The sequence below is a fragment of the Blautia sp. SC05B48 genome (genome assembly GCF_005848555.1).
Classification (GTDB): Bacteria; Bacillota; Clostridia; order Lachnospirales; family Lachnospiraceae; genus Blautia_A.
The window spans coordinates 1,583,884-1,607,910 of the sequence record NZ_CP040518.1; the positions used below are offsets into that span (position 1 = coordinate 1,583,884).

Sequence of the window (24,027 nt, forward strand, 5' to 3'; positions counted from 1 at the left end):
GGGCATGGAGCACTTACGTTGTGTAGTTGAAAGAATTACATATCAGAATGCCGACAATGGCTACACGGTTCTGAAATGTGCGGTGAAGAATTACAGTGATCTTGTCACAGTAGTTGGCACGATGCCGGATACCCATGTTGGTTCTGTGCTGTCTCTGGAAGGTATGTGGAAGATGGATGCCAAATATGGGCGGCAGTTTTTGGTGGAGAAATTTGAAGAGACACTTCCTGCCACAGTATATGGAATCGAAAAATATCTTGGTTCCGGTCTGGTGAAGGGCGTTGGTCCAAAGTTTGCAAAAAGAATTGTGGAAAAATTCGGGAAGGATACACTGGATGTTATTGAAGAGACACCAGATGAACTGCTCAAAGTATCAGGTATAGGAAAAGTACGTGTAGACCGGATCAAAACAAGCTGGCAGGAGCAGAAAGAGATCAAGAATATCATGCTTTTTCTGCAGAGTCATGAGGTCAGCACCTCTCATGCGACAAAGATTTTCAAGACATATGGAAGTGAAAGCATTGCGATCGTAAAGGAGAACCCATACCGGCTTGCAGATGACATCTGGGGAATTGGATTTAAGACAGCGGATTCCATTGCACAGAAGATGGGGATTGACAAAGGCAAATTTGTCCGTCTGCGCAGTGGTATTTTTTATACATTGAATAAGCTGGCAGAAGCAGGTCATTGTTATACAACAAGAGAACAGCTGACTGGAAGGGCAAAGGAACTTCTGGAAGTGGAAGAACCGGAGCTGGAGATCACCTTGGATGAGATGATCCGCACGAATGATGTGATCAGAGATGAAGCAGAAGATCGGGAAGCAATTTATCTGCCCCCATATTATTTTTCAGAAAGTGGCTGTGCAAAGCGGCTGCTTCGGTTGATGTCCTGTGGAAAGAAGAAATCTGAGGATACGGAAGAAATATTGAAGAAAGTAGCAGCTTCATCAGAAATTACTTATGACGAGATTCAGTGGCAGGCGGTAAAGACAGCGGTTTCCTCTAAGGTCATGGTGCTGACCGGTGGACCTGGAACCGGAAAGACTACAACAACTCTGGGAATTATTTCTGCATATAAGCAGGCTGGATGTCAGATCATTCTTGCTGCACCGACTGGAAGAGCAGCAAAGAGAATGTCAGAAGCAACTGGAATGGAAGCAAAAACGATTCACCGGTTATTGGAATACAAACCTCCGGAAGGCTATCAGAAAAATGAAGAACATCCGCTGGAAGGAGATGTGCTGATACTGGATGAATGTTCCATGATCGATATTATGCTGATGTATAATCTTTTAAAAGCATTGCCGCAGCAGATGTCTCTGATTCTGGTAGGCGACATTGATCAGCTGCCAAGTGTCGGAGCGGGCAATGTTCTCAGAGATATTATTGATTCCGGATGTGTTCCGGTAGTTCGTCTGACACGGATTTTCCGTCAGGCACAGGGAAGTCGGATCATCATGAATGCACACCGGATCAATAAAGGGGAAGGCATTGATATGAGAGGCGGGAAAGATGCCGACTTTTTCTTTGCCACCAAAGAGAGTAATCAGGAAGTGGTGGATACTATCGTCCAATATTGTAAGACAAACCTGCCGAGATACTATCATGTAGATCCACTGCAGGATATTCAGGTGCTGACTCCGATGCAGAGAGGCGAATGTGGGGCAGTAAATCTGAACCAGGTGCTGCAGGAAGCCATGAATCCGTCAAAGATCTTTCTGCGGAGAGGCGGCACACAGTACCGGCTGAAGGATAAGGTGATGCAGATCCGGAATGATTACGATAAGGAAGTATTCAACGGAGATATTGGTACTATCACAAAAGTTGACGTGGAAGAACGGGAACTGACAGTTCTGTTTGATGAACGGGAAGTAGTCTATGATGTGACAGAGCTGGACGAACTGGCGCTTGCCTATGCAGTGACGATCCACAAATCCCAGGGAAGCGAATATCCAATCGTTGTCATGCCATTTACTATGAGTCATTTTGTCATGCTGCAGAGAAATCTCCTTTATACAGGTGTGACCAGGGCGAAAAAGATCCTGGTACTTGTCGGAGAGAAGAAAGCTGTGTATTATGCGATAAAAAATGAAACGACAACTGGCAGAAATACATGTCTGGCAAGACGTCTGCAGCCGGACAGCAAAGAAGCACAGGAAGTGAAGGCACAGCTTTTGAAAGAAGCAGTAGACGAGACCGCAAATGAGAACGGAAGCGACAGTAAGAAGATGATTGTCTATAAGGGCAGCATCCAGCCTTCTATGGTATGTGAGACGCCGGCAGTTTATGAGGGAAATCTCTGGAAACGCCTGTCGCAGTCAAAGTTCAGAAGCAGTTTTTCCCTGAAGGCAAACGATCGGAGTTATGTATCAGAAAAGGGAATGGAGAAAGTACGTGAGTATGCCTGTGATTTTATCAGAAAGCGTCTTGCACCGGCAGAAATACCAAATGATGGAAAACAGACACCGATGAGAGGGCATCCGGTTTTTGTAGCCCAGCATGCCACAGCTACCTGTTGCAGGGGATGTCTGGAAAAATGGCATCGTATTCCGAAAGGACGGGAATTGACAGAAGCGGAGCAGGAATATGTTGTAAATGTGATCATGGAATGGATCGGTCGGGAAATTCATTGAGAGAACGTCTCAGCTTTGGGGTCTAATTTCTATAGCCGCAACCCTTTAATATCTTTAATACGTGATAAGATCGTATTGCAGCTGCAGCTGATAACGCCGGGAAGTGTATCAATGACTGTGTGCAGGAAATGTTCCATTTCATCACTTGATGAAGCAACGGCATGTACATGCAGCTTGTCTCTTCCTGTGACACGGTAAATCTGCGTGACGGTATCATTATTATGTAATATATCTGTCACCTGCGACAGATGGTCTGGTTTTGTCTCGATTTCAAAATAGCATGAAACAGCACCGCTGATCTTTTGAGGGTTTATTATAGTTGTATATTCTTCAATTATGCCTTTTTTCTCCAGAGCCTGGATCCGGGCTTTTACTGCCACTCTGGAAATACCGGTTTCTTTACCGATATCAGAGTAAGAAATACGTGCATTTTCTATAAGTAACTGGATGATTTTCTGATCCAGTTCATCTAAACCGTTCAGGTACATAAGTGTCCCTCCTGTAAAATAATATCTTCCGGATAGTGATTTTCCTTAAATATCATATCATTTATGTTGCTAAAAGTAAATGCTGGCTTGACTTAGCGGCTGTAACTACATATAATTATTTCGTAACGTAATTTAAAACTTGCATTTTGAATACATGGAATAAATTCCGGTGAAGGAAAGAATAAGTGAAATTATAAAGGCTGTGGAGGAATATGATAATGTCAAAAGATGAATATCTGATCACAGATACGCCTCTTAAAGCGTTGACGGTTTTTGCAATGCCAATGATTTTGGGCAGTTTTTTTCAGCAAATATACAATATGGCTGACTCTATCATCGTCGGCCAATTTGTTGGCTCCTCTGCACTTGCAGCTGTCGGGGCCTGCGCAGCGCTGACCAACGTTTTTATTTGTGTGGCACTGGGGGCAGGTGTCGGTGCCGGTGTGCTCGTGAGCCGCTATTTCGGTGCCAGGGAGTATGGAAAAATGAAGACCATCGTGTCAACGTCCTTGTTTAGCTTTTTAATTCTAAGCATAGTCCTTGGTGTTTTTGGCTTTTGCTTTTCCCACTCGATGATGAGGGTATTACAAACCCCCGGCGATATACTGAATGATGCAGTGTTATATCTGCGGGTCTATTTCGTGGGTTTTCCGTTTCTGTTTATGTATAACATTCTTTCCAACATGTTCACTTCCATTGGTGAATCAAAAATCCCACTGGGACTCCTGGTATTCTCGTCAATCTTAAATATTTTTATGGATCTTTGGATGGTGGCCGGACTTGGTCTCGGTGTGTTTGGTGCAGCCCTTGCGACTCTTATAGCACAGGGAATTTCTGCGGTGTTTTCACTTTTTCTTTTCCTTAGCCGGATGCGTCGATATAAAAGTCGTTTTGACTGGTTTGACAGGCAGGAGTTACATTCCATGCTTCAAATTGCTGTACCTTCGGTTCTTCAGCAGTCTACAGTGTCCATCGGTATGATGATCGTACAGGCAGTTGTAAATCCCTTCGGTACACAGGCACTTGCGGGGTATGCGGCGACGATGCGGGTAGAGAATGTTTTTTCATTGATTTTTGTATCCATTGGCAATGCGGTTTCCCCATATGTTTCCCAGAATCTTGGCGCAAAGAAAATTGAACGGATCAAAAAAGGATATCACGCTGCACTGGTGTTAGATGTATGTTTTGCAGTTCTTGCTTTTATAGTCATTGAAACACTGCACACGCAGATTTCCTCGCTATTCCTTGGTAAAGATGGAACTGCCCTGGCCTATCAGGTATCCGAGGGCTATATGAGATGGCTTGGTTACTTCTTCATCTTTATGGGAATCAAAATGGCAACCGATGGGGTTCTTCGTGGTCTTGGGATCATGCGCCCGTTCCTCATTGCAAATATGGTGAACCTGGCGATCCGCCTGTCTGTTGCTTTGATCTGTGCACCGCGTTTTGGCATTGTATTTGTCTGGATTGCTGTACCAGCTGGTTGGTTTGCGAACTTTTTAATATCCTATGTGGCTCTCAGAAGATCATGGCCGACTGATAAAGAGGTGCAATCCCGATAGCCTAAAGTAATTTAAGGAGGAATTTATAGTATGAACGATAAATGTGTGGTATTGAATGCAAAGAAAATGAATTTTGATGGGAAGCTGGATTTTTCCGTTTTATCTTCTGATGTTACAGTATATGATGATACAACAGAACAGCAGCTGTCAGAGCGTATTCAGGGTGCAGATATCATTGTAACAAAGGAGAGGTCTGTGAGTGCAGAAATGATACAGAAATTCCCGGAATCTGTTAAACTGATCTGCGAGGCAGGTACAGGATATAATAATATTGATCTTGAAGCAGCACGGAAGAAGGGGATTACAGTCTGCAATATCCCGGCATACAGCACAGAACGTGTGGCACATACTGCGATTATGATGATATTAAATCTGAGTTCTGCAATGCAGGTACAGATGAAGATGCTGGCATGCGGAAATCATGACAATTTTACCAGAAATCTTCAGGTTCCGCATGTTGAGGTAAATGGTAAAACACTTGGTGTTATAGGTGCAGGACATATTGGCAGGAAAGTTATCCAGATCGCACAGGCGTTGGATATGAACATACTTGTATATACCAGGACACCGAGAGAGGATGAGAAAGGTATCCGCTATGTATCGCTTGAGGAATTACTCAGGAATAGTGATTATGTTTCCATGCACTGTCCATTGACGGAAAGTACAAAACATATGATCAACAAAGAGACTTTATCACTTATGAAGCCCTCAGCGTTTATCATTAATACCTCAAGAGGTGCACTTATTGATGAGGCTGCTCTTATAGAAGCATTGGAAAATGGTACGATTGCAGGAGCCGGACTTGATGTTCAGGAAACCGAACCACCTGAAGAAACCAACCCTCTTTATACTATGGATCATGTCCTTTTGACGCCGCATATGGGATGGAAAGGACTTGAAACAAGACAGCGGCTGGTTTCTATTCTGGCGGATAATATAAAAAAGTTTATGGAAGAGGATCCGATCAATGTTGTATCAGGTCTATAGTATCTGGCAACAAAGTGATGATACAGCTTCCGGGTTTGCAGAGTGAAAAAAATATAATTACAATCAATAAGTCAGTGCTTTGATATCTTCTTCCGATACAGCAGGAGTAACATAAACAATAGAATTACTGGAAAAATAAGTCCGAATCCCATGCCGATCTTAATATTATTTCCAGCATTCTGAGTGATACGACCAACAATTCCAGGTCCAATGCTGCCACCTAAATCTCCTGCCATGGCAAGAAGAGAGAACATAGCCGTTCCACCTGTTGGAAAAGTTTTTGAGGAAATACTGATGGTTCCAGGCCACATGATTCCAACTGAAAATCCACATGCAATACAACCGATCAGTCCGATGATCGGGTTGGATGACAAAGCAGTAAGCAGATAACAGACAACGCATAATATGCCTGAACCACTCATAAACTTCATTAAATCTAACTGTTCTCCATATTTACCAAAAATTATACGGCTGATTCCCATTGTTACTGCAAACATACATGGACCTGTTAGATCTCCCAGAGCTTTTGATAATCCCAGTGCTGATTCTGCATAAGCAGATGCCCATTGAGCCATTGCAAGTTCAGAAGCTCCGGAACAGATCATCAGACATATTGCAACCCAGAAAAATGGCTTGGAAAACAGATCCTTAATTTCCATTCCAGAACCATTGTCAACCAGAGATTCGATGGGACAGGTCATGAAGTTATAAGTATTAATTGCAGGAATGATTGCCCATATTACGGCGAGCCACTTCCAACTGTCTATTCCAAATATCAGGAAAAATAAGCTGGAAATCAAAATTGTCCCAACAGCTCCCCAACAGTAAAATGAATGGAGCAGACTCATAGTTGCTTCTTTGTTTTCAAACGGACAGGCCTCGATAATAGGACTGCAAAGTACTTCTATTAAACCGCTTCCGATGGCATAAACAATAACACTACATATAATTCCAATAAAAGGATCAGGTAAAAAATCAGGTAAAAATGCCAGTCCAAGCAGACCCAGTGCAGCAAATATTTCTGATGCAACAATGCACACACGATATCCGATATGATCTACGAATTTGGCACAGAACAGATCAACCAGAAGCTGTGTGAAAAAGAAGAAAGTGGATATCAGAGCAATGTTACCGAGAGAAATATGGTAGTCACTGTGAAATTTCAAAAAAAGAAGCGGTGCGAAGTTTGCCGCAATAGCCTGTGTGATAAATCCCATATAACAGGCTATTTTTGTCTTATGGTAGTTAGTTTTTTTTACAGCATTCATTTTTTATTTTCCTCTCCGAATGTTTTTAACAGTTTTATGTTCAATCTTCACATTCATCAATACTTCCACAAAAAAGTCTGTTCTGGGTGGTGCGGTTATTTCAATTTTGTCGCCTTCAATGTTGATCTCACTTTCATTCATCCATTTATAAATCATAAGAATACCTCTTTTCTTTTTTTACTTGATTATATAGCAAATATCAGATATATACATTGAATTAAATTATAGAAATACTGTATAATATCGTAAAAAAGAAAGAACGTGATATGGGATGGATTATAATAAAATACTTACAGACGAGGAGTTCATGGAAATTAAACAGCATGGAAGCAGTGCTTATCCATTCCAGTATTATTATGATAATCTGGAATTGTTTGATTTTCATTGTATTGAGTGGCACTGGCACAGAGAATTTGAGTTTTTATATGTCGAGTCCGGACAAGTTACATGCGGAATAGGAGAAAAACAGATTATATTGTCAGAAGGAGAAGCAATTTTTATTAATTCTAAAATATTGCACCGCTTTTACGCATCATCAGGTGGTATCATTCCTAACTTTGTATGTATGCCGGAATTTATTGCGCCGGAGAACAGCCTGATCTATAAGAAATATATCTTGCCAATCATTTCATCGAATATATATTTCCAGCGTTTTCAGACTGATGAATTATGGCAAACAAAGATTATACAAACTATGATAAAAATAATGGAAATACAGAGGAATGAGAAAATAAGAGAACTTGCTACTCTGGCATTGCTGCAGGATTTATGGCTGACTTTTTATGAAAATGTAAAGTTATCTGATAAAAGAGATGTACAGACAGTGGATGAAGTTGCACAGAAAAGAGTGCAGTTGATCATGCAATATATACATGAAAACTATAATCGCAACTTGTCTCTGGATGAAATTGCTTCGCATATAGGAATCAGCAAAAGTACTGCACTTAATTTGTTCCACCGTTTTTTACATACTACACCGGTTAATTATCTGATAGGATATCGACTTCAGGCAGCTTCATGGTTATTGAAAAATACGAATAAAAAAGTAAAAACGATCGCTTATGAAAGCGGATTTCATAACGTTGATTATTTTTGCAGATTGTTTAAAAAACGTTATCATTTAACTCCATCAGAATATCGCTGCACATGTTTAAAAGTGTTGTCGGCTGATCCGAGTCTTCAGACCTGTAAATAAAGCCGATGCAGGACTTTTGGAATCCTGTATCGGCTTTGTTGATTTTGTAAAGGCTTTGAAAAATTTACTTTTACTGGTTCATCAGTGCTTTGATATCTTCTTCCGGTGTGGTGATAGGTGCAATACCATAATTTTCAACCAGAAAGTTCAGAATATTAGGAGAAAGGAATGCCGGAAGAGAAGGACCAAGACGGATATTTTTGATACCCAGATGCAGGAGGGTTAACAGGATACAGACTGCTTTCTGTTCATACCAGGAGAGTACGAAGGAAAGCGGAAGTTCATTTACAGAACATCCAAATGCATCTGCAAGTGCCACAGCAACCTGGATCGCACCATAAGCATCATTACACTGACCCATATCCATCAGTCGTGGAAGACCACCGATCTCTCCCAGATCGAGATCATTGAAACGGAATTTTCCACATGCCAGGGTGAGAACGATACTGTCAGAAGGTGTCTGCTTTACAAATTCCGTATAATAGTTTCGACCTGGCTTGGCACCATCACAGCCGGCAACCAGGAAGAAATGGCGGATCGCACCTGATTTTACAGCCTCTACTACAGTACCTGCATGGGACAGGATGGCTGCATGACCAAAACCGGTTGTCACTTTTTTCCCGCCGTTGATACCGGAGAACATCTGATCTTCTTTGTAACCACCCAGCTCCAGTGCTTTTTCAATAAGCGGTGTGAAATCTTTCTTCTCGTCAATATGGACAGCTCCCGGGAAGGCAACCACTTCTGTTGTAAACACTCTGTCAGCGTAGCTGCTTTTTGGAGGCATCAGACAGTTGGTAGTGTAGAGGATCGGGGCCGGAAGATGGTCAAACTCTTTCTGCTGATTCTGCCATGCAGTTCCGAAATTGCCTTTCAGGTGAGAGTATTTCTTTAAGAATGGATAGGCATGGGCAGGGAGCATTTCACCATGTGTATAGATATTGATTCCTTTTCCCTCAGTCTGTTCAAGTAAAAGCTGCAGATCTTTCAAATCATGTCCGGTCACGACAATAAAAGGCCCTTTTTCTACCGTAAGTGTAACATCAGTTGGCTCTGGTGTTCCATAGGTTTCTGTATTTGCCTTATCAAGAAGTGCCATGCACTTCAGATTGATCTCTCCTGTTTTGAGTACTGTGGAAAGCAGTGCTTCTGTGCTTTCTTCATAACCGATCTTAGATAATGCCTCGCAGAAGAACTGATTCACTTCGGCATCTTCATAATTCAGAACATTTGCATGATAGGCATAGGCAGCCATTCCGCGGATACCAAAGAGAATAAGAGACTTCAAGGAGCGGATATCTTCATTGGCATTCCACAGCTGCTGAAGATCATATTCCTCTGTTCTGCAGTCAGGAACCAGTCTTTCTTTTTCAGCTCTGACTTTTTGTATCATATTTTCGATTGCTGCATTGTCAAAACTTACATTTGTAACTGTAGTAAACAGTCCTTCGATTATGATCTGTCCGGTCCTTTTTGAAATAGTTTCCGTGCTGTCGGCAGCTTTAGCCAGACTGATCAATGCACCTGTCAACTCATCCTGTAATTTCGCTGTATCTGCTTTTTTTCCGCAGACACCGGCATTTCCTGTACAGCCGGTACATCCGACTGTCTGTTCACACTGGAAACAAAACATTTTTTTATCCATTATTGTATTCTCCTTTTATTCTGTGATTTTTCCGAAGGATCTTTCTTATTATTTTATCCTCGGTCAGTAGTATTTATCCTTGGTTTCTGTTAGGAGTATAGTATAATAATTACAACGTGTATGTTTGATTTCCAACAGGAGGATTAATTTTGAAAAAATATTTACCCATTCTAAGAACGAGCCCTTTCTTTAAAGGTCTTACTGATAATGAGATATTATCCATACTGCATTGTGTAAATGCAGCAACGATCTCCAGAAAACGGGATTCTTATATTTTCAGAGCCGGAGATTCTACCGAAGTAATGGGACTTGTGGTGGCAGGCTGTGTTCTTGTTATTCAGGAAGACCTCTGGGGACATCGGAATATTCTGTCAAAATGTCATGCAGGAGATTTTTTCGGTGAACCATATGCAGCAAGTCCGGGAGCTGTTCTGAATGTCAGTGTAGTAGCAGATGAGGATTGTGATATTATTTTATTAAATGTTCAAAGGCTTCTGGTTTCCTGCCCAACAATATGTGAGCATCATCAGAAGCTGATCCGTAACCTGGTCGGTGTCCTGGCAAATAAGATTCTGATTCTTAACGATAAAATCACACATGTGGGCAGGCGAACGACCAGGGATAAACTGTTGTCTTATCTGTCGGCAGTATCCATCAGGCAGGCATCGTTATCCTTTGACATTCCTTTTGACCGGCAGCAGCTGGCAGATTATCTTTGCATTGACCGTGCGGCAATGTCTTCGGAGATATCAAAGCTGCAAAAAGAAGGATTTATAAAAACAAATAGAAATCATTTTGAGCTGACTGTTTGTAATGATACGGATTCAGGAATAAAAATGTGATATACATCACGGAAGACGATAAATTTTTTCATTATAATACAAAAGGAATGCGAGACAAGAGTAGTTTATTATCAGAAACTGCAAAAGCTATACCAGTGAGGTTGATACAATGGGACAGATAATACTCAGGGAACTGGAGAAGATGGATTTTTTTAAAGAAATACCAAAGGATATTCTGCAGAACCTGCTTAATGAAAGTAAAGTTGTTTCTTATAAGAAAAAAGAAGTGATTTTTCATTCACGCAGCAGAACCAAAACAGTATATTTTGTGTATTCCGGCGAAGTGATGCTTTATAATCTGACCAAGCATGGAAATCGAAAGGTGATTTTTATCCTGGGAAAAGGACGGCTTTTAAATCAGAGCATTGTAAGCAAAAAGCCGAATGCACTTTTTTGTGAGGCTGCCTGTCCGGTGCAGGTGATAGAAATTGCAGAAAAACAGTTTCTTCAGCTTATGGAACAGAGCCATGCTTTGACAAGATCTGTTCTGAGAGAGTATGAGAGAAATCTCTGGCGAATGGGGCACCAGCTAAAGAATACGACCGGAAACATGCAGATGGAGCGAAAAATAGCTGCAAAATTATGGAAGCTCGGTCGTGATTTTGGCGTAGATACGGAAGACGGGGTGATGATAGATATTGATCTTACCATTACCCTGATGGCTGATCTGGTTGGTGCACCAAGGGAAAATGTATCTCGTGCCTGTAAGGTTCTTACGGACAGAGGTCTGATCTGTTATGGCAATAAGCGATTTATTCTGATAGATTTTGATGGTCTTGCAAAATTTTATAAAATGTGATTATGAGAAAGGGGTATCTGATGGGAAAACGAGTCAGCAGTGATGAGATGCAGAATATTTTTAAAATCTTGCAGAAATCCTATGATGTGTATGGACCGAAAATTTACCAGGGGACAGGATGCTTTTCAGATACAGATGTAGTTCGTTATGGTCTGCTGAACAGCTGGGAAGAGATTGTCTGGAATCAGAAGTCGGATTACAGCTTTAAGGAGGTACTGCTTCCGATTTCAGAGACGATTCTTTATTTTACGGAGAATGAGATGAAAACAGCAGACGGAGCAGCAAGACAGAGGTTGATTTTCTTAAAAAGCTGTGATTTTCATGCCCTGAAACGCCTGGACGACATGTATTTGAAAAATGGTGCAGAGGATTATTATTACAGAAGAATGCGGGAAAATACAGTTTTTGCTGTGATGGGGTGTAAGGAATCCGGAAAAAATTGTTTTTGCGTAAGTATGGGAACGAATCGTTGTGAAGAATATGATATGTATATTTTTCAGGATGAAAATGGATGTTACATGGAGCTGAAATGCAGAGAACTGGAAGAATTATTATGGGATTATGGACAGAATGTTCAGGAGAAACCGATTTTTGTGGAAAATAATGAGGTTCATGTAGAGGTTCCGGAAAAACTTCCAAATATAATTCACCAGGATTCCATGTGGCAGAAATATGGCAGTCGATGTATTGGCTGTGGACGCTGTAATTTTGTCTGTCCTACGTGTACCTGTTTTACTATGCAGGATATTTTTTATAAAGATAATCCAAAGGCCGGAGAGCGTCGTCGTGTATGGGCTTCCTGCCAGGTAGATGGATATTCTGATATTGCCGGAGGACACAGCTTCCGCCAAAGTCAGGGTGAAAGAATGCGTTTTAAGGTATTACATAAAATTTCAGATCATAAGAAAAGATTCGGATATCATATGTGCGTCGGCTGCGGACGTTGTGAAAATGTCTGTCCGGAGTATATTTCCTATATTGCATGTCTTCAGAAACTGAAAGAAAAGGAGGGAAAGTGAGATGACGAATGAATATATTCCTTTCTTATCTAAGATAAAAGAAATCGTGAAGCATACAGAGACAGAATATACATTCCGTATGACATATGTGGGTGAAGTAAGACCGGGACAGTTTTTTGAAGTTTCTATTCCTAAATATGGTGAGGCACCGATTTCTGTCAGTGGCATAGGAGAAGATTATGTCGACCTGACCATACGTAAGGTTGGTAAGGTGACCGGAGAGATTTTTGAATTGAATGAGGGAAGCAGTTTTTTTATGCGTGGCCCGTATGGAAATGGTTTTGAGAAGGAGAATTATCAGGGAAAAGAACTGATCGTGGTAGCTGGTGGAACAGGAGTATCTCCTGTGAGAGGAGTGATCAGTTACTTCGGTGAGCATCAGGATGAAGTGAAAAAATTACACACGATCCTTGGGTTTAAATCGCCGTCAGATATTTTGTTCCGTGAGGATCTGAAGATCTGGAAACAGCAGATGGAGCTGATCCTGACGGTGGATTCCGCTGATGACGATTCTTATAGGACAGGACTTGTTACAAAATATATTCCGGAACTTGAGCTTGATAATATCCATGAGACCGCAGCTATTGTTGTCGGCCCCCCAGTCATGATGAAATTTGCAGTATCAGAGCTTTTAAAGCTGGGAATGAAGGAAGAACAGATCTGGATATCTCAGGAGAGAAAAATGTGCTGTGGACTTGGTAAATGCGGACATTGTCGAATGAATGATACATATATTTGTCTGGATGGTCCGGTATTCTGTTATTCAGAAGGTAAAAAACTGTTTGATTAGGGGAGGAAATCGTAATGGATATCAATACAAAGAAACTAAAGAAAAATGCCTTCCGTGTATCAAAGGTCCGTGGGCTTACGGCTTCCAGAGTTCGTGTTCCGGGAGGGTGCTGTAATGCAGACGTTATGCAGCAGGTGGTGGATATTGCCAGAAAATATGGAAACGGACAGATCCATGTTACCACTCGTCAGGGATTCGAAATTGAAGGAATCCATATGGAAGATATGGATAAAGTTAATGAGATGCTTCAACCGATCATTGATAATCTTCAGATCAATCAAAATGAGGCAGGTACCGGGTATTCAGCATCAGGAACCAGAAATGTCTGTGCATGTATCGGAAACAGAGTCTGTCCTTTTGGAAATTATAATACAGCAGCTTTTGCGAAGAGAATCGAAAAGGCTATATTTCCTAATGATCTTCATTTTAAAATTGCACTTACAGGTTGTGCCAATGACTGTATCAAAGCAAGAATGCACGATTTTGGAATTATCGGTATGACAGAGCCACAATATGACCCTGATCGTTGTGTATCCTGTGGCGCCTGTGTAAAAGGCTGTGATAAGCTTTCGGTGGATGCGTTAAAGATGGATAATTACAGAATCGTGCGCAATGAAGAAAAATGCGTAGGCTGTGGAGTATGTGTGACAAAATGTCCTACCAGAGCATGGACCAGAAGTGAAAAAAAATATTATCGTCTGACACTTATGGGACGAACTGGAAAGAAAAATCCACGTCTGGGAGAAGATTTTTTGATCTGGGCAGATGAAGACACTATCGTCAAGGTTATCCTGAACACTTATAAATTTGTAAAAAAATATATTGATCCAAATGCGCCTGGCGGCAAGGAACATGTGGGATATATTATTGACCGTGTAGGGTTTGCAGAATATAAAAGGTGGGCGTTGGATGGTGTAGTACTTCCGCAGGAAACGATAGTGAAAGATAATATTTACTGGAGCGGAATACATTACAGATAATTATAAATAAGATAATTCCAATATAAGGAATTTTGCAAAAGAAGGTTGAACGGAAAAAATTGCCTGTCTAAAATGATGCTATTGTTATAAGCTTTCTTAAGTGATATACCGAATATACACAGGGAAAGAAACCATGTGAAATTACAGTTTTGTTTTCACATGGTTTCTTTTATATACAGAGGTTAGTTTACACTAACAGAAGAGGGCGGATTGCTTTTGCAACCGTCGATCTTTCTTTACCAGGAATCCACACGATGGTATTATGGTATGTATAAAGAACCTATAAAATCAGTTGTTGAGAAACAGGGAGGATAAAAATGCTCATCAGAAAAGCAGAAGAAAAAGATATTCCGAGGATCCTGGAATTGCTAGGACAGGTGCTGCAGATCCATGCAGATATAAGGCCTGATATTTTTATTCCGGGCACAACAAAATATACGACAGACGAATTGACAGAGCTTTTGAAAAATGAAGAAAAGCCAATATATGTTGCAGCGGATGAGGCTGATGTTTGTGTGGGGTATGCATTTTGTCAATTAAAGGAGCAGCCTTTTTCAAACAATATGGTACCGTTTAAATCTCTTTTTATAGATGACCTGTGTGTCGATCAGGAGGCACGAGGCCGGCATATTGGGGAAAGTCTGTTTGAATATATAAAAAATAAAGCAAAGCAGCTGGGATGCTATGAAGTGACATTGAATGTGTGGGCAGGAAATACTTCAGCAGAAAAATTTTATGAGAAAATGGGAATGCGGACAAAAGAAAGACAGATGGAATACATATTATAAGATGGTTGAACCGCCCAGAGAAAAAGCAGTCGGCTAAGACACAGACTGAGATGTCTGTATCTTAGCCGGAAAATTTATCACTGTAATGAACATGCATGGCTTCCCAGTCCATAAACACTACATAAAATACTCTTCCGTATTGCTGGCTGTCCACGATCCTTCCGTGATCAAGAACAGAAAGGTAAGAGCCGTCCGTTTTTCGAAGATGAAAGTGGATGTAATAATCATTTTTATTGCCGGCATCGATCTGTTTCCAGATGCTTGCTTCTATCTGCTGCTGTTCATTCTCACGGATCAGGTTGTGGAAGCTTTTATTTGTGAGGCTGAAGAGTTCATCTATATTTTTATATCCGGTCATTTGAAGGAACTCGTGGTTTGCATACAGGAGTTCATCATCATCTTTGTCCGCTCTGTATATGATAAATGCACCCGGAAGGTGTTCAGAGATATCCTTGAATGCAAATCCGAGCTGTTTGCGGATTCCTGACCGGAGCCCATCCCTGTAAGCCATACATCCATTTTTTCCGTGAAGCTTTATTTCATAAAGTGCTGCATCTGCACAGCGCATAAGCTGTGAACGGTTGGAGGCAAAGGTTGGATATTCTGCATATCCGAGAGAAATAAAAAACGGATATTCTTTTCCCTTACATGAAAATGTCTTTGGAAGCTTGGTAAATTGCAGCAGCAGTTCTTCCGCTTCTTTATAGGTATGATCCGGCAGAAGAATGCAGAACTCATCACCACCGTTTCTTCCCAGCAATGTGTTTTTGGGGAAAAAAGCCTTCATGCTATCTGTAAGACTCTTTAATGCCTTGTCTCCATAGACATGTCCGTAAATATCATTAATAAACTTAAAGTCATCAATATCAAGGAGTGCGGCCACAAAATGCGCTTTTGGATTTTTAGTGATCATCCTTTCGGCTGATTCATCAAATCCATAGCGGTTGTAAATATCGGTGAGAGAATCTGTGTGTGCCAGTATTTGAAATTTGTTTTTATTTTCTTTCGATACTAACCACACCCGGGTAAGACCTGAGAGAAGTAAAACGACAGCAGTAAACATTCCGCCGACGGTTACCAGTAATCTAAGGTTTCTCCACCCGCTTTCAGGAGCTACTTCTAATTTCCAGTTTTCTTCCCCTATCGTAAAATCATAAGAAACAGCATGAGTAAATTGGTCATCTGACTGATAAACAACTTTATAAGTGTCGATCCAGGGAGTATCTGTTTTTGAAAGCCTGTATTCATATCCGAAATCCGAAAGTGCACTGATCGCATCTGAAAAAATGTCGGGAACACGCAGGATAACAATGGTAAATCCCCAGAAATATTCCTGGTTGTTTTTATCTTTCAGGTAGACTGGATTGCGGACAGCAATTCCACAGCCGCCCTGTTTTAAATCGAAAGGACCTTGTGTAATGATCACGTGATTGTCTCTTGCGTAACAGGAAATTTTGCTGCGATCTTTATCCTGGAGCAGATTGACTTTACACGCTTCCGTTCCCTCAGAAGGATAAACATCTGTCACAATACCATCCGGAGCAAGCTGTATGCTTTCAATAACGTCAGACATAATATTTTCCGCAATTGTGTCAAACTGACTGATCTTTCCGTTTTCACTGATCAGGATCTGCTTTAGCGCATCTGTGACCGCAATTCCATTTGTAATCTCATTTTTTATACGTTCGCCGTAGGTTGTTGCATTTAATTGTGCTGTTATGTGTTGTTGGTCAGTTTCATGTGAGTCTGTTTTGTATACAATTAAACCAACAAGGCATATGCCCAGTAAAAAAACGATAAGAGGTACAATTGTTTTTTTCTTCACCTGGTTCACCTCGTTTTATTAGTTTCACAATAAAACATTATATCATAGAAGTAAAAAAATAGAATGATTTTTTGCGTTAAAGTGATATTGTTTTTTTGGTGTACAATGGAAATATGACCAGAGGGCGAAATATAGTATACAATTAAGGAATATATTGGAAAGAATACTGAAAAAGACTCGCGGTTTTGCAGGGTATATGATATACTGTCCTTTATAAGTAAATATCTTATCGGAATTCACTGAAGACCGGATCGGTGCTGCAAAATCGGTCCTGAGCAGATGAGAATTCCCTTCCACTTAATGACAGGATGGAGCTGTATTTTGAGGATTTCTATATAGACAGATTGCTTGCAAAATATGAGAAAGACAGGCATTTTGCCAGATATGCCACAGGTTTATAAATTCTAAGAACTAAGGAAGAACTGTTGTATGTTAAATAAAAAAGATTTCTTGAAATATGCATCAAAATTAGCATTTCCGATCATGATCCAAAATCTGATTGGAACATTAGTAAATGTTGCGGATACTGTAATGCTGGGATATGTAAGCCAGACTGCCATGTCGGCTTCATCTCTTGCCAACCAGTATACATTTATTCTTTTCTGTTTGTATTATGGCATGGCTACAGGTACTTCAGTTTTATGTGCCCAGTATTGGGGAAAGGGTGATAAAAAGACAGTAGAAAAGATTCTCGGCCTGGCGGAGCGGATCTCACTGATCGTTTCTCTTGTATTTTTCATTATCTCCTTTTCCATGCCGACTACGATCATGAAGATTTTTACAAACAGTCCGGATACGATTGCTGCCGGCAGCGAATACTTGAAGGTGATCTCATTTTCCTTTATGTTTATGGGCTTCTCACAGATTTTCATGAGTGCCCTCCGAAGTGTCGGAAAAATAATGCTGCCTTCTGTTACATACATTGTATCGCTTTGTGTCAATGTACTTTGTAATGCCACCTTTATCTTTGGCCTGTTTGGACTTCCAAAGCTTGGTGTTACAGGTGTTGCCCTTGGTACTGTTATTGCCAGGATCGCAGAGGTATTGATCTGTCTTATCTACTCATTAAACAGCTCCGATGTCAGATTCCGAATAAAATATTTCTGTGCAAAATCCGGTATTCTGTTCAGGGACTTTATGAAAATTGCTTCTCCGGCTGTGATAAATGATGTTGTCTGGAGCTTTGCCGGTTCAGCATTCGCAGCGATCCTTGGCCACATTGGCGATGATATGGTTGCCGCAAATGCCGTTGCTGTTATGGTGGTAAACATTGGTGCCATCGCCTGCCGCGGTTTTGCCAACGCTACTACCATCATTATCAGTCAGGAGCTTGGTAAAGATCACAAGGATACAGCCAGAGAATATGGGAAACGTATGCTGAGAATAACAATTATCGTAAGTCTCATCGGATGTGCCATTATTTTGGCAGTCCGCCCTATGATACTGGACTTCTACCGGGATAAACTGACAGAGACAGCCATGTATTATCTTGGTATATTTATAATTATGACAACCTGGCGTCTTGTGGGAGAGGGAATCAATACCTGTCTTATATGCGGCTGCTTCAGAGGTGGTGGTGATTCCAGGTTCGGAATGATCGTGGATTCCATATTTATGTGGCTTGTTGCAGTTCCTCTGACCTTTATTGCCGCATATGTTTTAAAACTGCCGCCTGTCTGGGTATACTTTATAATGACCCTGGATGAATTCGAAAAAATGCCTGTGGTGTTCATCCACTATTTCAGAAATAGATGGCTTACGAACATTACCAGAGATTTTGACTGATCAGGGGGTTAAGCAGGAGACTAAAAAAATGAAATATTTTGAAGCAAAAATGTCTTATCCTCAGTTTTTAAAATATCTGATCCCGTCGGTACTGACTATGATCTTTTTATCATTTTATACAACGATAGATGGATTTTTTGTATCCCGGTATGCAGGCTCTGACGCGCTTGCAGGAATTAATATTGTTATTCCGATCACCTGTGTTATTTTCGGAACATCTGTCATGCTTGCAACGGGATCAGGTGCCATTATAGGAGAGAGGATGGGACAAAAAAGAGAACAGGAAGCAAATGAGATATTTACTTTTATGACGATCGTGCTGCTCGTACTTTCGGTTGCTTTTACAGTTGTGGGAATTCTTTTCCTGAAACCGATCTGTATTTTTTTGGGAAGCAGTGAGCGCCTGATGGAGCATGTGGTGCCATACGCATTTGTCATATTTTTAGGATCGGTTCCGATGTCATTCAAGCTATTTTTCGAATATCTTGTGAGGACGGATGGGAGATCGTATATCGGAATGATCATGTCTCTGACCGGTCTGGCTTTTAATATTGTTTTCGACTATATTTTTGTGGCTATATTCGGACTGGGAACGCTTGGAGCCGCGTGGGGAACATTTCTCTCCATTACAGTAAGCATGTTGATAGGCTTTATTTATTTCCTGAAATACAGCCATATAAGGTTTTGCAGACCGAAGGCAGATGGGAGTGTTCTTCTGAAATCCTGCACTAATGGAAGCAGTGAAATGCTGACGGAGATGTCTACCGGGATCACTACATTTTTATTTAACCTTATTATCATGCAATATTTTGGTGAAGATGGAGTTGCGGCTGTGACGATCATTATGTATATTTACTATTTCTTCATCGCTTTTTATATGGGAATTGCCGTTGCAGCGGCTCCGATCATAAGCTATAATTACGGCTCTGAAAATCATGACAAGATCAGAGAAATAACACGATATAGTTTTATTACGATTGCCATCAGTTCAGTATTGATCCTCACGGTATCACTTGTATTTGGAAAACAGATCATCCATTTATTCGTTGGGGAGGGAAATGTATTTACATTGACATGGGATGGCCTGAAGCTGTTTAGTCCGGTTTTCCTGTTTATTGGTTTAAATGTATTTCTTTCCGGATATTTTACTGCCCTGGGAAATGGTTTTATTTCGGCATTGATCTCGTCAATGCGTTCTTTGATCCTGGTGGCTGTGTTCATATTGATCCTGCCAAAGCTTATAGGGGTTGCAGGCATCTGGATGACGATGCCGCTGGCGGAAGCCGTGACTATTTTCATGGCGGTTTATCTGTATCGAACATACGGGAAAAGTTTCATGCAGGAAAATTCCAGAGCCACGTCTTAATGATATTTTGCAAAACTCTAACGAAAAAGAGGCCGTCAAGTACGACCTCTTTTTTCGTTATGGCTTTATCATGTCATGGGAGTATTTATAACTCCTGTGGAGATATTTTCAGGTATTCATAGGATGGCTGGAAATCATGGCTGTCACACTGACGGTAATATTGGGTAAAAATACGTTCTATGATATCCGGGATATGCGTTTCGTCAGGCTCAAACAGTATGATGAGATACTGCAGGGAACTGTAGCGTGTACAGATATCCACACGGCGGATATTCTGCCGGATGGCCTGTTCCATATATTTCAGAGCCTGCTCAATGGATTCGATATCAGGAACTGTATCCACAAGTGTCTCGATGGTGATCATCGCCAGATAACATCTGCACTGGCTACGTGTGACAAGCTGACTCATGTATTCATACTGTCGTGCGAAATCCCGGTAATTCAGATCAAGAGCACCTACATAGATGCCGCTTTTCTGAAGAGACTCTGCCACAAGCTCCAGATCTTTTCCGGAACCGGATGCTGCAAGAGTGCTGCGGTCGATCTGCTGGTAGAAAAAGAACTGGTTCTTGCCGTTTTGTTTTACGTAATACAGAGCTTTATCTGCTTTGGAATAGCAGTCTTCAAAGGAATCATCTGTGCTGCACAGACACAGGCCTGCGGACAGTGTGGCAAACCGGAGTTCCGGATCATCGGTAGTGATGGTGTGAAATTTCTGGAACAGATCGTCCATCTGCAGAGACAGGGAATCAGGATCTGTGTCCGGAAGGAACATCAGGAATTCATCGCCTCCAAGTCTGCAGGAAATTCCCTGATCTGCCCGTTTCTGGAGCAGCTTTCCAAGCCATTTCAGTGCACGGTCGCCGGCTTTGTGGCCATAGATGTCGTTGATCTTTTTCAGGTTGTCCATATCAAGGAATACCAGACATCCATCATGTGTCTGCATAAATTCCGCGGTAAGACGTTCGCCCAGGTTACGCATGGGAAGACCGGTAAGGAAATCATAGCTTTTTGCGTCTTCCTGGCTTTTTATGGTAGCCATTATGTCCGAGATGAATTTGCTGACGGTAAGCTGCATATCCGGAAGGTTATAGGTGTCCGGTTCTTCCTGGGAAGGATCCCACTGAGGCAGTCGCTTTTCATTGAGCAGTTTCAGAAAAATGTCGGTGATCTTCGGGTCGAACTGTGTACCACGGTTTTTACGGAATTCTTCGTAAACAACTTCCGGTGGAAGCGCATTACGGTAGATTCGACAGGAGTTCATGGCATCGTAGCAATCTGCAACAGCCACGATGCGGGCATGGATGGGGATCTCTGTTCCGGCCAGTCCGTCCGGATAGCCTTTTCCGTCATAACGTTCATGGTGACTTCTTGCGATTTCTGCCGCATGAGGGATCAGGGTTATGTCCTTCAGGATCTCGGCACCGATAACGGTGTGTTTTTTTATAAGGTTGTATTCATCATCAGTCAGCTGTGCAGGTTTGTTCAGGAACGGATCCGGGATACCGATCTTACCGATATCGTGAAGGTGAGTAGCACGTTTCAGATTCAGGATTTCCTCCGGCGTCCAGCCCAGCTCCTCTGCGATCAGGGCTGCATATTGTGCAACCCGGTAGGAATGGCCGCGGGTGTACGCATCCTTTGCCTCAATGGTGGTGGAAAGGGTCTGTATCATCTGCAGAGACATTTTTTCATTCTGTTCCTGGTTTTTGCGGATTTCGCTCTGCTGGCGTTTCAGTTCTATATCCTGGACATTTTTGATGGCTCTTACAATATTGACAAAAAGCAGGATCAACATGCCGGCGCCCACAAACAGTCCGGACATCAATGTGACAAAGTATGCAGAGGTTGCTTCAACGGCAATACACAGGATCGCTGCCAGCAGACCAACGAGCAAAAGCCGGTCGGCCTTGTTTTTTTCGGTGCGTATATATTGGAAAAGGTGTACAAATATTGTGGCAACGGTAATCGCCAGGATTCCGTGACTTACAGGCATGGTTTCGATATAATCTGCGATACCGGCAGCGGTGAGGATCGTACAGACCGCAAAATTTACCATTGCGATGCTTCCAAGACAGACATAAAATCTGTGATGCAGCCCTTTCTGGAGACTGTCCGCAAAAAACAGGATCGGGAGCGGACACAAAAGGATCATAACGAAGCACAGAGATCCGAGAGCGGAAGCGTTGGGGACCAGGAACTGACGGAGCTTGGACTCACCCAGCATCCAGACTGCGCCCATAACCATGCACCATCCAAGATATTCCATGTCAAATCGTGTATGATAGACCAGTCCCAGAGCGAAACTGAACAGGATCGTGACGATTCCGGAAAACAGGATAAAAAAAGCAATGTAGGTTTCCAGTCCGTATCTGCTGAAAATATATATCCAGATATCTGCCTTGTCTCCGCAGTAAACAGGATTGACAACTCCGGTGTAATTGGAGGTGTAGGTGGTCAGTTCAATACGGAGCTCTTTGCCGGCATCGGAAGCATAAACCGGGCAGAAAACATAACGGCTGGCGGAGTTTTTGCCCACAAGCCTTGTTTTATGCGTGGAGTAGCTGGTCCTGAGGTTGTCCCCTACATAAAAATCCACATCCTGCAGAGAAGAACGGATGGCAAAGCAGGTATCTGTAAGATCAGCGGGAAGCTGGATGGTGAGGACCATCGTGTCACCGACGGGAACCTTGTAGGTGCCCGGAACGGAGATTTCCTGGGTGGATCCATCCGGTTTCTGCCAGGTAACGGTACCGGAATAGATCACAGAGGCTGCTGAAGCGTCGGAAGAACGTTCATCTGCACCAAAAATCTGCATAAAAATGAACCAGCCAAGGATGGTGAACATCAGAATATAAAAGAAATATCTTTTTCCCTGGTTAAAGGTTTCTGTTTTTTCTTTCATGGCAATATGTCTCCTTATAATGGGAAAGGATTAGTTTGTAAATTGAAAAACTCCTATAGATCGATTATACCAGACCGGAGCGGAAAAATCAGTATAAACAGACATACTGCGCGGATTTATGTGATCAGCATAAATTCTGTGCATCGCGAAGCATGTTGGTGAGAACGGAGTGAGCAGTAACAACATATCCGATGCATCTGCGCGCAGGATATGGTACAATGGGTGAATGTGGAGTATGATATATGCAAAGCATGATATATGCAGGATAAAGGATCAGAATAAAGAATGAGAGTAAAGTGACAGGAGGAAGGATCATGAGTAAGATCGTAAATATCACATCAAAAGAGGATAAGGATCAGAAACTGCAGGATATAGCAAATTCACTGGAGGAGCTGAAGGATGTAATGGCTGAAGTGATAGAAGCCTATGAAGAAGAAAATGCGGACAGCCGGAAGATGGACACGTTGACAGAGGCACTGGATGCGCTTGAGGACGCTTATGAGGCCGTTAACGATGTGCTGCTGGAGGAAATCTGATCATGCAGTATAAGGTTCTGAAGATAGAAGAAGACATGGATTTCGGCTGTGAAGAGCGACAACCGGGTGAAGCACTTATGTCAATAGTGCTGATAGAAGATGAAAATGGAAATGAAACAAGCCTGCGGCATGATGACGGACTCCTGTATGAAAGAGATATCAATGAGGGAGATCTTGTTACCATGGACGGGCAGCATCAGCTGTGGAAATTGTAAAAATACCGGATGGAAAAAGTTTTATCTTATTTTTGGAATGTGTGATGAGTCATTTACCGTGAACTGCACGGTAGATCCACCGGAAGGAAAGGAACCGCCGGCTGTGATCACCTATCTGGGAAAAGTGCTGCCCTGTGCAGTGATCGGATTGCTGGTGGTATTTTGCCTGAAAGATGTGCCGGAAAGTACTTATTATGGACTGCCGGAGCTGATCGCAATACTGTTTATTGTGGCATTACATAAATGGAAGAAGAGTACATTACTCAGCATAGGAGGGGGAACGGTGTTTTATATGGTGCTGGTGCAGACCATATTTAGTTAGGCAGAAATATATGAAAAACAGAAAATGAAAAGCCAAGGCAGGATACGATAACCGTATCCTGTTTTTTTTTGACTG

21 protein-coding genes are annotated in these 24,027 nt (G+C 41.9%); 15 read left to right on the top strand and 6 right to left on the bottom strand.

The window, feature by feature from the left end:
* The first annotated feature begins 4 nt into the window (after nucleotides 1-4).
* A complete protein-coding gene (gene recD2 / locus EYS05_RS07335) occupies nucleotides 5-2,635 on the top strand; it encodes an SF1B family DNA helicase RecD2 (RefSeq protein WP_138276901.1) in 2,631 nt (876 codons plus the stop codon).
* 29 nt (nucleotides 2,636-2,664) lie between these two features.
* Here recD2 and EYS05_RS07340 read toward each other — a convergent pair whose 3' ends face one another.
* Nucleotides 2,665-3,123, bottom strand: a complete 459-nt coding sequence (locus EYS05_RS07340; RefSeq protein ID WP_117677391.1) for an Lrp/AsnC family transcriptional regulator — start codon at nucleotides 3,121-3,123, stop codon at nucleotides 2,665-2,667.
* Nucleotides 3,124-3,341: 218 nt separating this feature from the next.
* Between EYS05_RS07340 and EYS05_RS07345 the strand changes: the two genes are divergently transcribed.
* A complete protein-coding gene (locus tag EYS05_RS07345; protein WP_138276902.1) occupies nucleotides 3,342-4,685 on the top strand; it encodes an MATE family efflux transporter in 1,344 nt (447 codons plus the stop codon).
* Nucleotides 4,686-4,715: 30 nt separating this feature from the next.
* Nucleotides 4,716-5,672 carry a 2-hydroxyacid dehydrogenase gene (locus EYS05_RS07350; RefSeq protein WP_138276903.1) on the top strand — a complete coding sequence of 319 codons (957 nt, stop codon included), beginning with the start codon at nucleotides 4,716-4,718 and terminating at the stop codon, nucleotides 5,670-5,672.
* Nucleotides 5,673-5,743: 71 nt separating this feature from the next.
* Here the strand turns inward: EYS05_RS07350 and EYS05_RS07355 are convergent, their stop codons facing one another.
* Complete coding sequence (locus EYS05_RS07355) at nucleotides 5,744-6,940, bottom strand: MFS transporter (RefSeq protein WP_138276904.1); 1,197 nt, start codon at nucleotides 6,938-6,940, stop codon at nucleotides 5,744-5,746.
* 3 nt (nucleotides 6,941-6,943) lie between these two features.
* Nucleotides 6,944-7,096 (bottom strand): DUF1349 domain-containing protein, encoded by a 153-nt coding sequence (locus EYS05_RS07360; protein ID WP_138276905.1) that lies wholly within the window; start codon nucleotides 7,094-7,096, stop codon nucleotides 6,944-6,946.
* 151 nt (nucleotides 7,097-7,247) lie between these two features.
* Here EYS05_RS07360 and EYS05_RS07365 point away from each other — a divergent pair, with 151 nt between their 5' ends.
* Entirely contained in the window at nucleotides 7,248-8,135 is an 888-nt protein-coding gene (locus tag EYS05_RS07365; protein ID WP_243119268.1) for an AraC family transcriptional regulator, read from the top strand.
* 70 nt (nucleotides 8,136-8,205) lie between these two features.
* Here EYS05_RS07365 and hcp read toward each other — a convergent pair whose 3' ends face one another.
* Nucleotides 8,206-9,780: a hydroxylamine reductase gene (gene hcp, locus EYS05_RS07370; RefSeq protein ID WP_138276907.1), complete on the bottom strand. Its 1,575-nt coding sequence runs from the start codon at nucleotides 9,778-9,780 to the stop codon at nucleotides 8,206-8,208.
* Between the two features lie 149 nt (nucleotides 9,781-9,929).
* On the opposite strand from hcp, the gene EYS05_RS07375 reads away from it, so the two are divergent.
* The 6 genes from EYS05_RS07375 to EYS05_RS07400 all read left to right on the top strand — a co-directional run bounded on the left by EYS05_RS07375 (nucleotide 9,930) and on the right by EYS05_RS07400 (nucleotide 14,998).
* Complete coding sequence (locus EYS05_RS07375) at nucleotides 9,930-10,622, top strand: Crp/Fnr family transcriptional regulator (RefSeq protein WP_138276908.1); 693 nt, start codon at nucleotides 9,930-9,932, stop codon at nucleotides 10,620-10,622.
* A 109-nt stretch (nucleotides 10,623-10,731) separates the two neighbouring features.
* Nucleotides 10,732-11,421, top strand: coding sequence for a Crp/Fnr family transcriptional regulator (locus EYS05_RS07380; RefSeq protein WP_138276909.1), 690 nt, complete (start codon nucleotides 10,732-10,734; stop codon nucleotides 11,419-11,421).
* A 20-nt stretch (nucleotides 11,422-11,441) separates the two neighbouring features.
* Nucleotides 11,442-12,440 carry an anaerobic sulfite reductase subunit AsrA gene (asrA, locus tag EYS05_RS07385; RefSeq protein ID WP_138276910.1) on the top strand — a complete coding sequence of 333 codons (999 nt, stop codon included), beginning with the start codon at nucleotides 11,442-11,444 and terminating at the stop codon, nucleotides 12,438-12,440.
* A 1-nt stretch (nucleotide 12,441) separates the two neighbouring features.
* Entirely contained in the window at nucleotides 12,442-13,230 is a 789-nt protein-coding gene (gene asrB, locus EYS05_RS07390) for an anaerobic sulfite reductase subunit AsrB (RefSeq protein ID WP_138276911.1), read from the top strand.
* A 14-nt stretch (nucleotides 13,231-13,244) separates the two neighbouring features.
* Nucleotides 13,245-14,210, top strand: coding sequence for a sulfite reductase subunit C (asrC, locus tag EYS05_RS07395; protein WP_118064000.1), 966 nt, complete (start codon nucleotides 13,245-13,247; stop codon nucleotides 14,208-14,210).
* A gap of 317 nt (nucleotides 14,211-14,527) precedes the next feature.
* Nucleotides 14,528-14,998 carry a GNAT family N-acetyltransferase gene (locus EYS05_RS07400; protein WP_138276912.1) on the top strand — a complete coding sequence of 157 codons (471 nt, stop codon included), beginning with the start codon at nucleotides 14,528-14,530 and terminating at the stop codon, nucleotides 14,996-14,998.
* 61 nt (nucleotides 14,999-15,059) lie between these two features.
* Here the strand turns inward: EYS05_RS07400 and EYS05_RS07405 are convergent, their stop codons facing one another.
* Complete coding sequence (locus EYS05_RS07405; protein ID WP_138276913.1) at nucleotides 15,060-16,823, bottom strand: diguanylate cyclase domain-containing protein; 1,764 nt, start codon at nucleotides 16,821-16,823, stop codon at nucleotides 15,060-15,062.
* A 429-nt stretch (nucleotides 16,824-17,252) separates the two neighbouring features.
* Here EYS05_RS07405 and EYS05_RS07410 point away from each other — a divergent pair, with 429 nt between their 5' ends.
* Both EYS05_RS07410 and EYS05_RS07415 read left to right on the top strand, forming a co-directional pair.
* Entirely contained in the window at nucleotides 17,253-18,608 is a 1,356-nt protein-coding gene (locus EYS05_RS07410) for an MATE family efflux transporter (RefSeq protein WP_138276914.1), read from the top strand.
* Nucleotides 18,609-18,636: 28 nt separating this feature from the next.
* A complete protein-coding gene (locus tag EYS05_RS07415; protein ID WP_158293317.1) occupies nucleotides 18,637-19,974 on the top strand; it encodes an MATE family efflux transporter in 1,338 nt (445 codons plus the stop codon).
* Nucleotides 19,975-20,059: 85 nt separating this feature from the next.
* On the opposite strand, the gene EYS05_RS07420 is transcribed toward EYS05_RS07415, so the two are convergent.
* Nucleotides 20,060-22,879, bottom strand: coding sequence for an HD domain-containing phosphohydrolase (locus EYS05_RS07420; RefSeq protein ID WP_138276916.1), 2,820 nt, complete (start codon nucleotides 22,877-22,879; stop codon nucleotides 20,060-20,062).
* A 314-nt stretch (nucleotides 22,880-23,193) separates the two neighbouring features.
* Here EYS05_RS07420 and EYS05_RS07425 point away from each other — a divergent pair, with 314 nt between their 5' ends.
* The 3 genes from EYS05_RS07425 to EYS05_RS07435 are packed head-to-tail and all read left to right on the top strand — an operon-like array spanning nucleotide 23,194 to nucleotide 23,952.
* Nucleotides 23,194-23,415 (top strand): hypothetical protein, encoded by a 222-nt coding sequence (locus tag EYS05_RS07425; RefSeq protein ID WP_015526439.1) that lies wholly within the window; start codon nucleotides 23,194-23,196, stop codon nucleotides 23,413-23,415.
* Between the two features lie 2 nt (nucleotides 23,416-23,417).
* The gene (locus EYS05_RS07430) at nucleotides 23,418-23,630 is read left to right on the top strand and encodes a hypothetical protein (RefSeq protein WP_118626225.1); all 213 of its coding nucleotides are present in this window, start codon (nucleotides 23,418-23,420) and stop codon (nucleotides 23,628-23,630) included.
* Nucleotides 23,631-23,667: 37 nt separating this feature from the next.
* On the top strand, nucleotides 23,668-23,952 hold the full coding sequence (locus tag EYS05_RS07435) for a branched-chain amino acid transporter permease (protein ID WP_280520166.1): 285 nt from the start codon (nucleotides 23,668-23,670) through the stop codon (nucleotides 23,950-23,952).
* The last annotated feature ends 75 nt before the right edge of the window (nucleotides 23,953-24,027 follow it).

What these genes read in the sequence shown, in the direction of transcription:
- EYS05_RS07380 (WP_138276909.1), top strand. Translation starts at nt 10,732, where the DNA reads ATGGGACAGATAATACTCAGGGAACTGGAGAAGATGGATTTTTTTAAA.
- EYS05_RS07350 (WP_138276903.1), top strand. Translation starts at nt 4,716, where the DNA reads ATGAACGATAAATGTGTGGTATTGAATGCAAAGAAAATGAATTTTGAT.
- EYS05_RS07340 (WP_117677391.1), bottom strand. Translation starts at nt 3,123, where the DNA reads ATGTACCTGAACGGTTTAGATGAACTGGATCAGAAAATCATCCAGTTA.
- EYS05_RS07355 (WP_138276904.1), bottom strand. Translation starts at nt 6,940, where the DNA reads ATGAATGCTGTAAAAAAAACTAACTACCATAAGACAAAAATAGCCTGT.
- EYS05_RS07415 (WP_158293317.1), top strand. Translation starts at nt 18,637, where the DNA reads ATGAAATATTTTGAAGCAAAAATGTCTTATCCTCAGTTTTTAAAATAT.
- EYS05_RS07420 (WP_138276916.1), bottom strand. Translation starts at nt 22,879, where the DNA reads ATGAAAGAAAAAACAGAAACCTTTAACCAGGGAAAAAGATATTTCTTT.
- EYS05_RS07360 (WP_138276905.1), bottom strand. Translation starts at nt 7,096, where the DNA reads ATGATTTATAAATGGATGAATGAAAGTGAGATCAACATTGAAGGCGAC.
- asrC (WP_118064000.1), top strand. Translation starts at nt 13,245, where the DNA reads ATGGATATCAATACAAAGAAACTAAAGAAAAATGCCTTCCGTGTATCA.
- recD2 (WP_138276901.1), top strand. Translation starts at nt 5, where the DNA reads ATGGAGCACTTACGTTGTGTAGTTGAAAGAATTACATATCAGAATGCC.
- EYS05_RS07365 (WP_243119268.1), top strand. Translation starts at nt 7,248, where the DNA reads ATGGAAATTAAACAGCATGGAAGCAGTGCTTATCCATTCCAGTATTAT.
- hcp (WP_138276907.1), bottom strand. Translation starts at nt 9,780, where the DNA reads ATGGATAAAAAAATGTTTTGTTTCCAGTGTGAACAGACAGTCGGATGT.
- EYS05_RS07400 (WP_138276912.1), top strand. Translation starts at nt 14,528, where the DNA reads ATGCTCATCAGAAAAGCAGAAGAAAAAGATATTCCGAGGATCCTGGAA.
- EYS05_RS07435 (WP_280520166.1), top strand. Translation starts at nt 23,668, where the DNA reads ATGTGTGATGAGTCATTTACCGTGAACTGCACGGTAGATCCACCGGAA.
- EYS05_RS07430 (WP_118626225.1), top strand. Translation starts at nt 23,418, where the DNA reads ATGCAGTATAAGGTTCTGAAGATAGAAGAAGACATGGATTTCGGCTGT.
- asrA (WP_138276910.1), top strand. Translation starts at nt 11,442, where the DNA reads ATGGGAAAACGAGTCAGCAGTGATGAGATGCAGAATATTTTTAAAATC.
- asrB (WP_138276911.1), top strand. Translation starts at nt 12,442, where the DNA reads ATGACGAATGAATATATTCCTTTCTTATCTAAGATAAAAGAAATCGTG.
- EYS05_RS07345 (WP_138276902.1), top strand. Translation starts at nt 3,342, where the DNA reads ATGTCAAAAGATGAATATCTGATCACAGATACGCCTCTTAAAGCGTTG.
- EYS05_RS07425 (WP_015526439.1), top strand. Translation starts at nt 23,194, where the DNA reads ATGAGTAAGATCGTAAATATCACATCAAAAGAGGATAAGGATCAGAAA.
- EYS05_RS07410 (WP_138276914.1), top strand. Translation starts at nt 17,253, where the DNA reads ATGTTAAATAAAAAAGATTTCTTGAAATATGCATCAAAATTAGCATTT.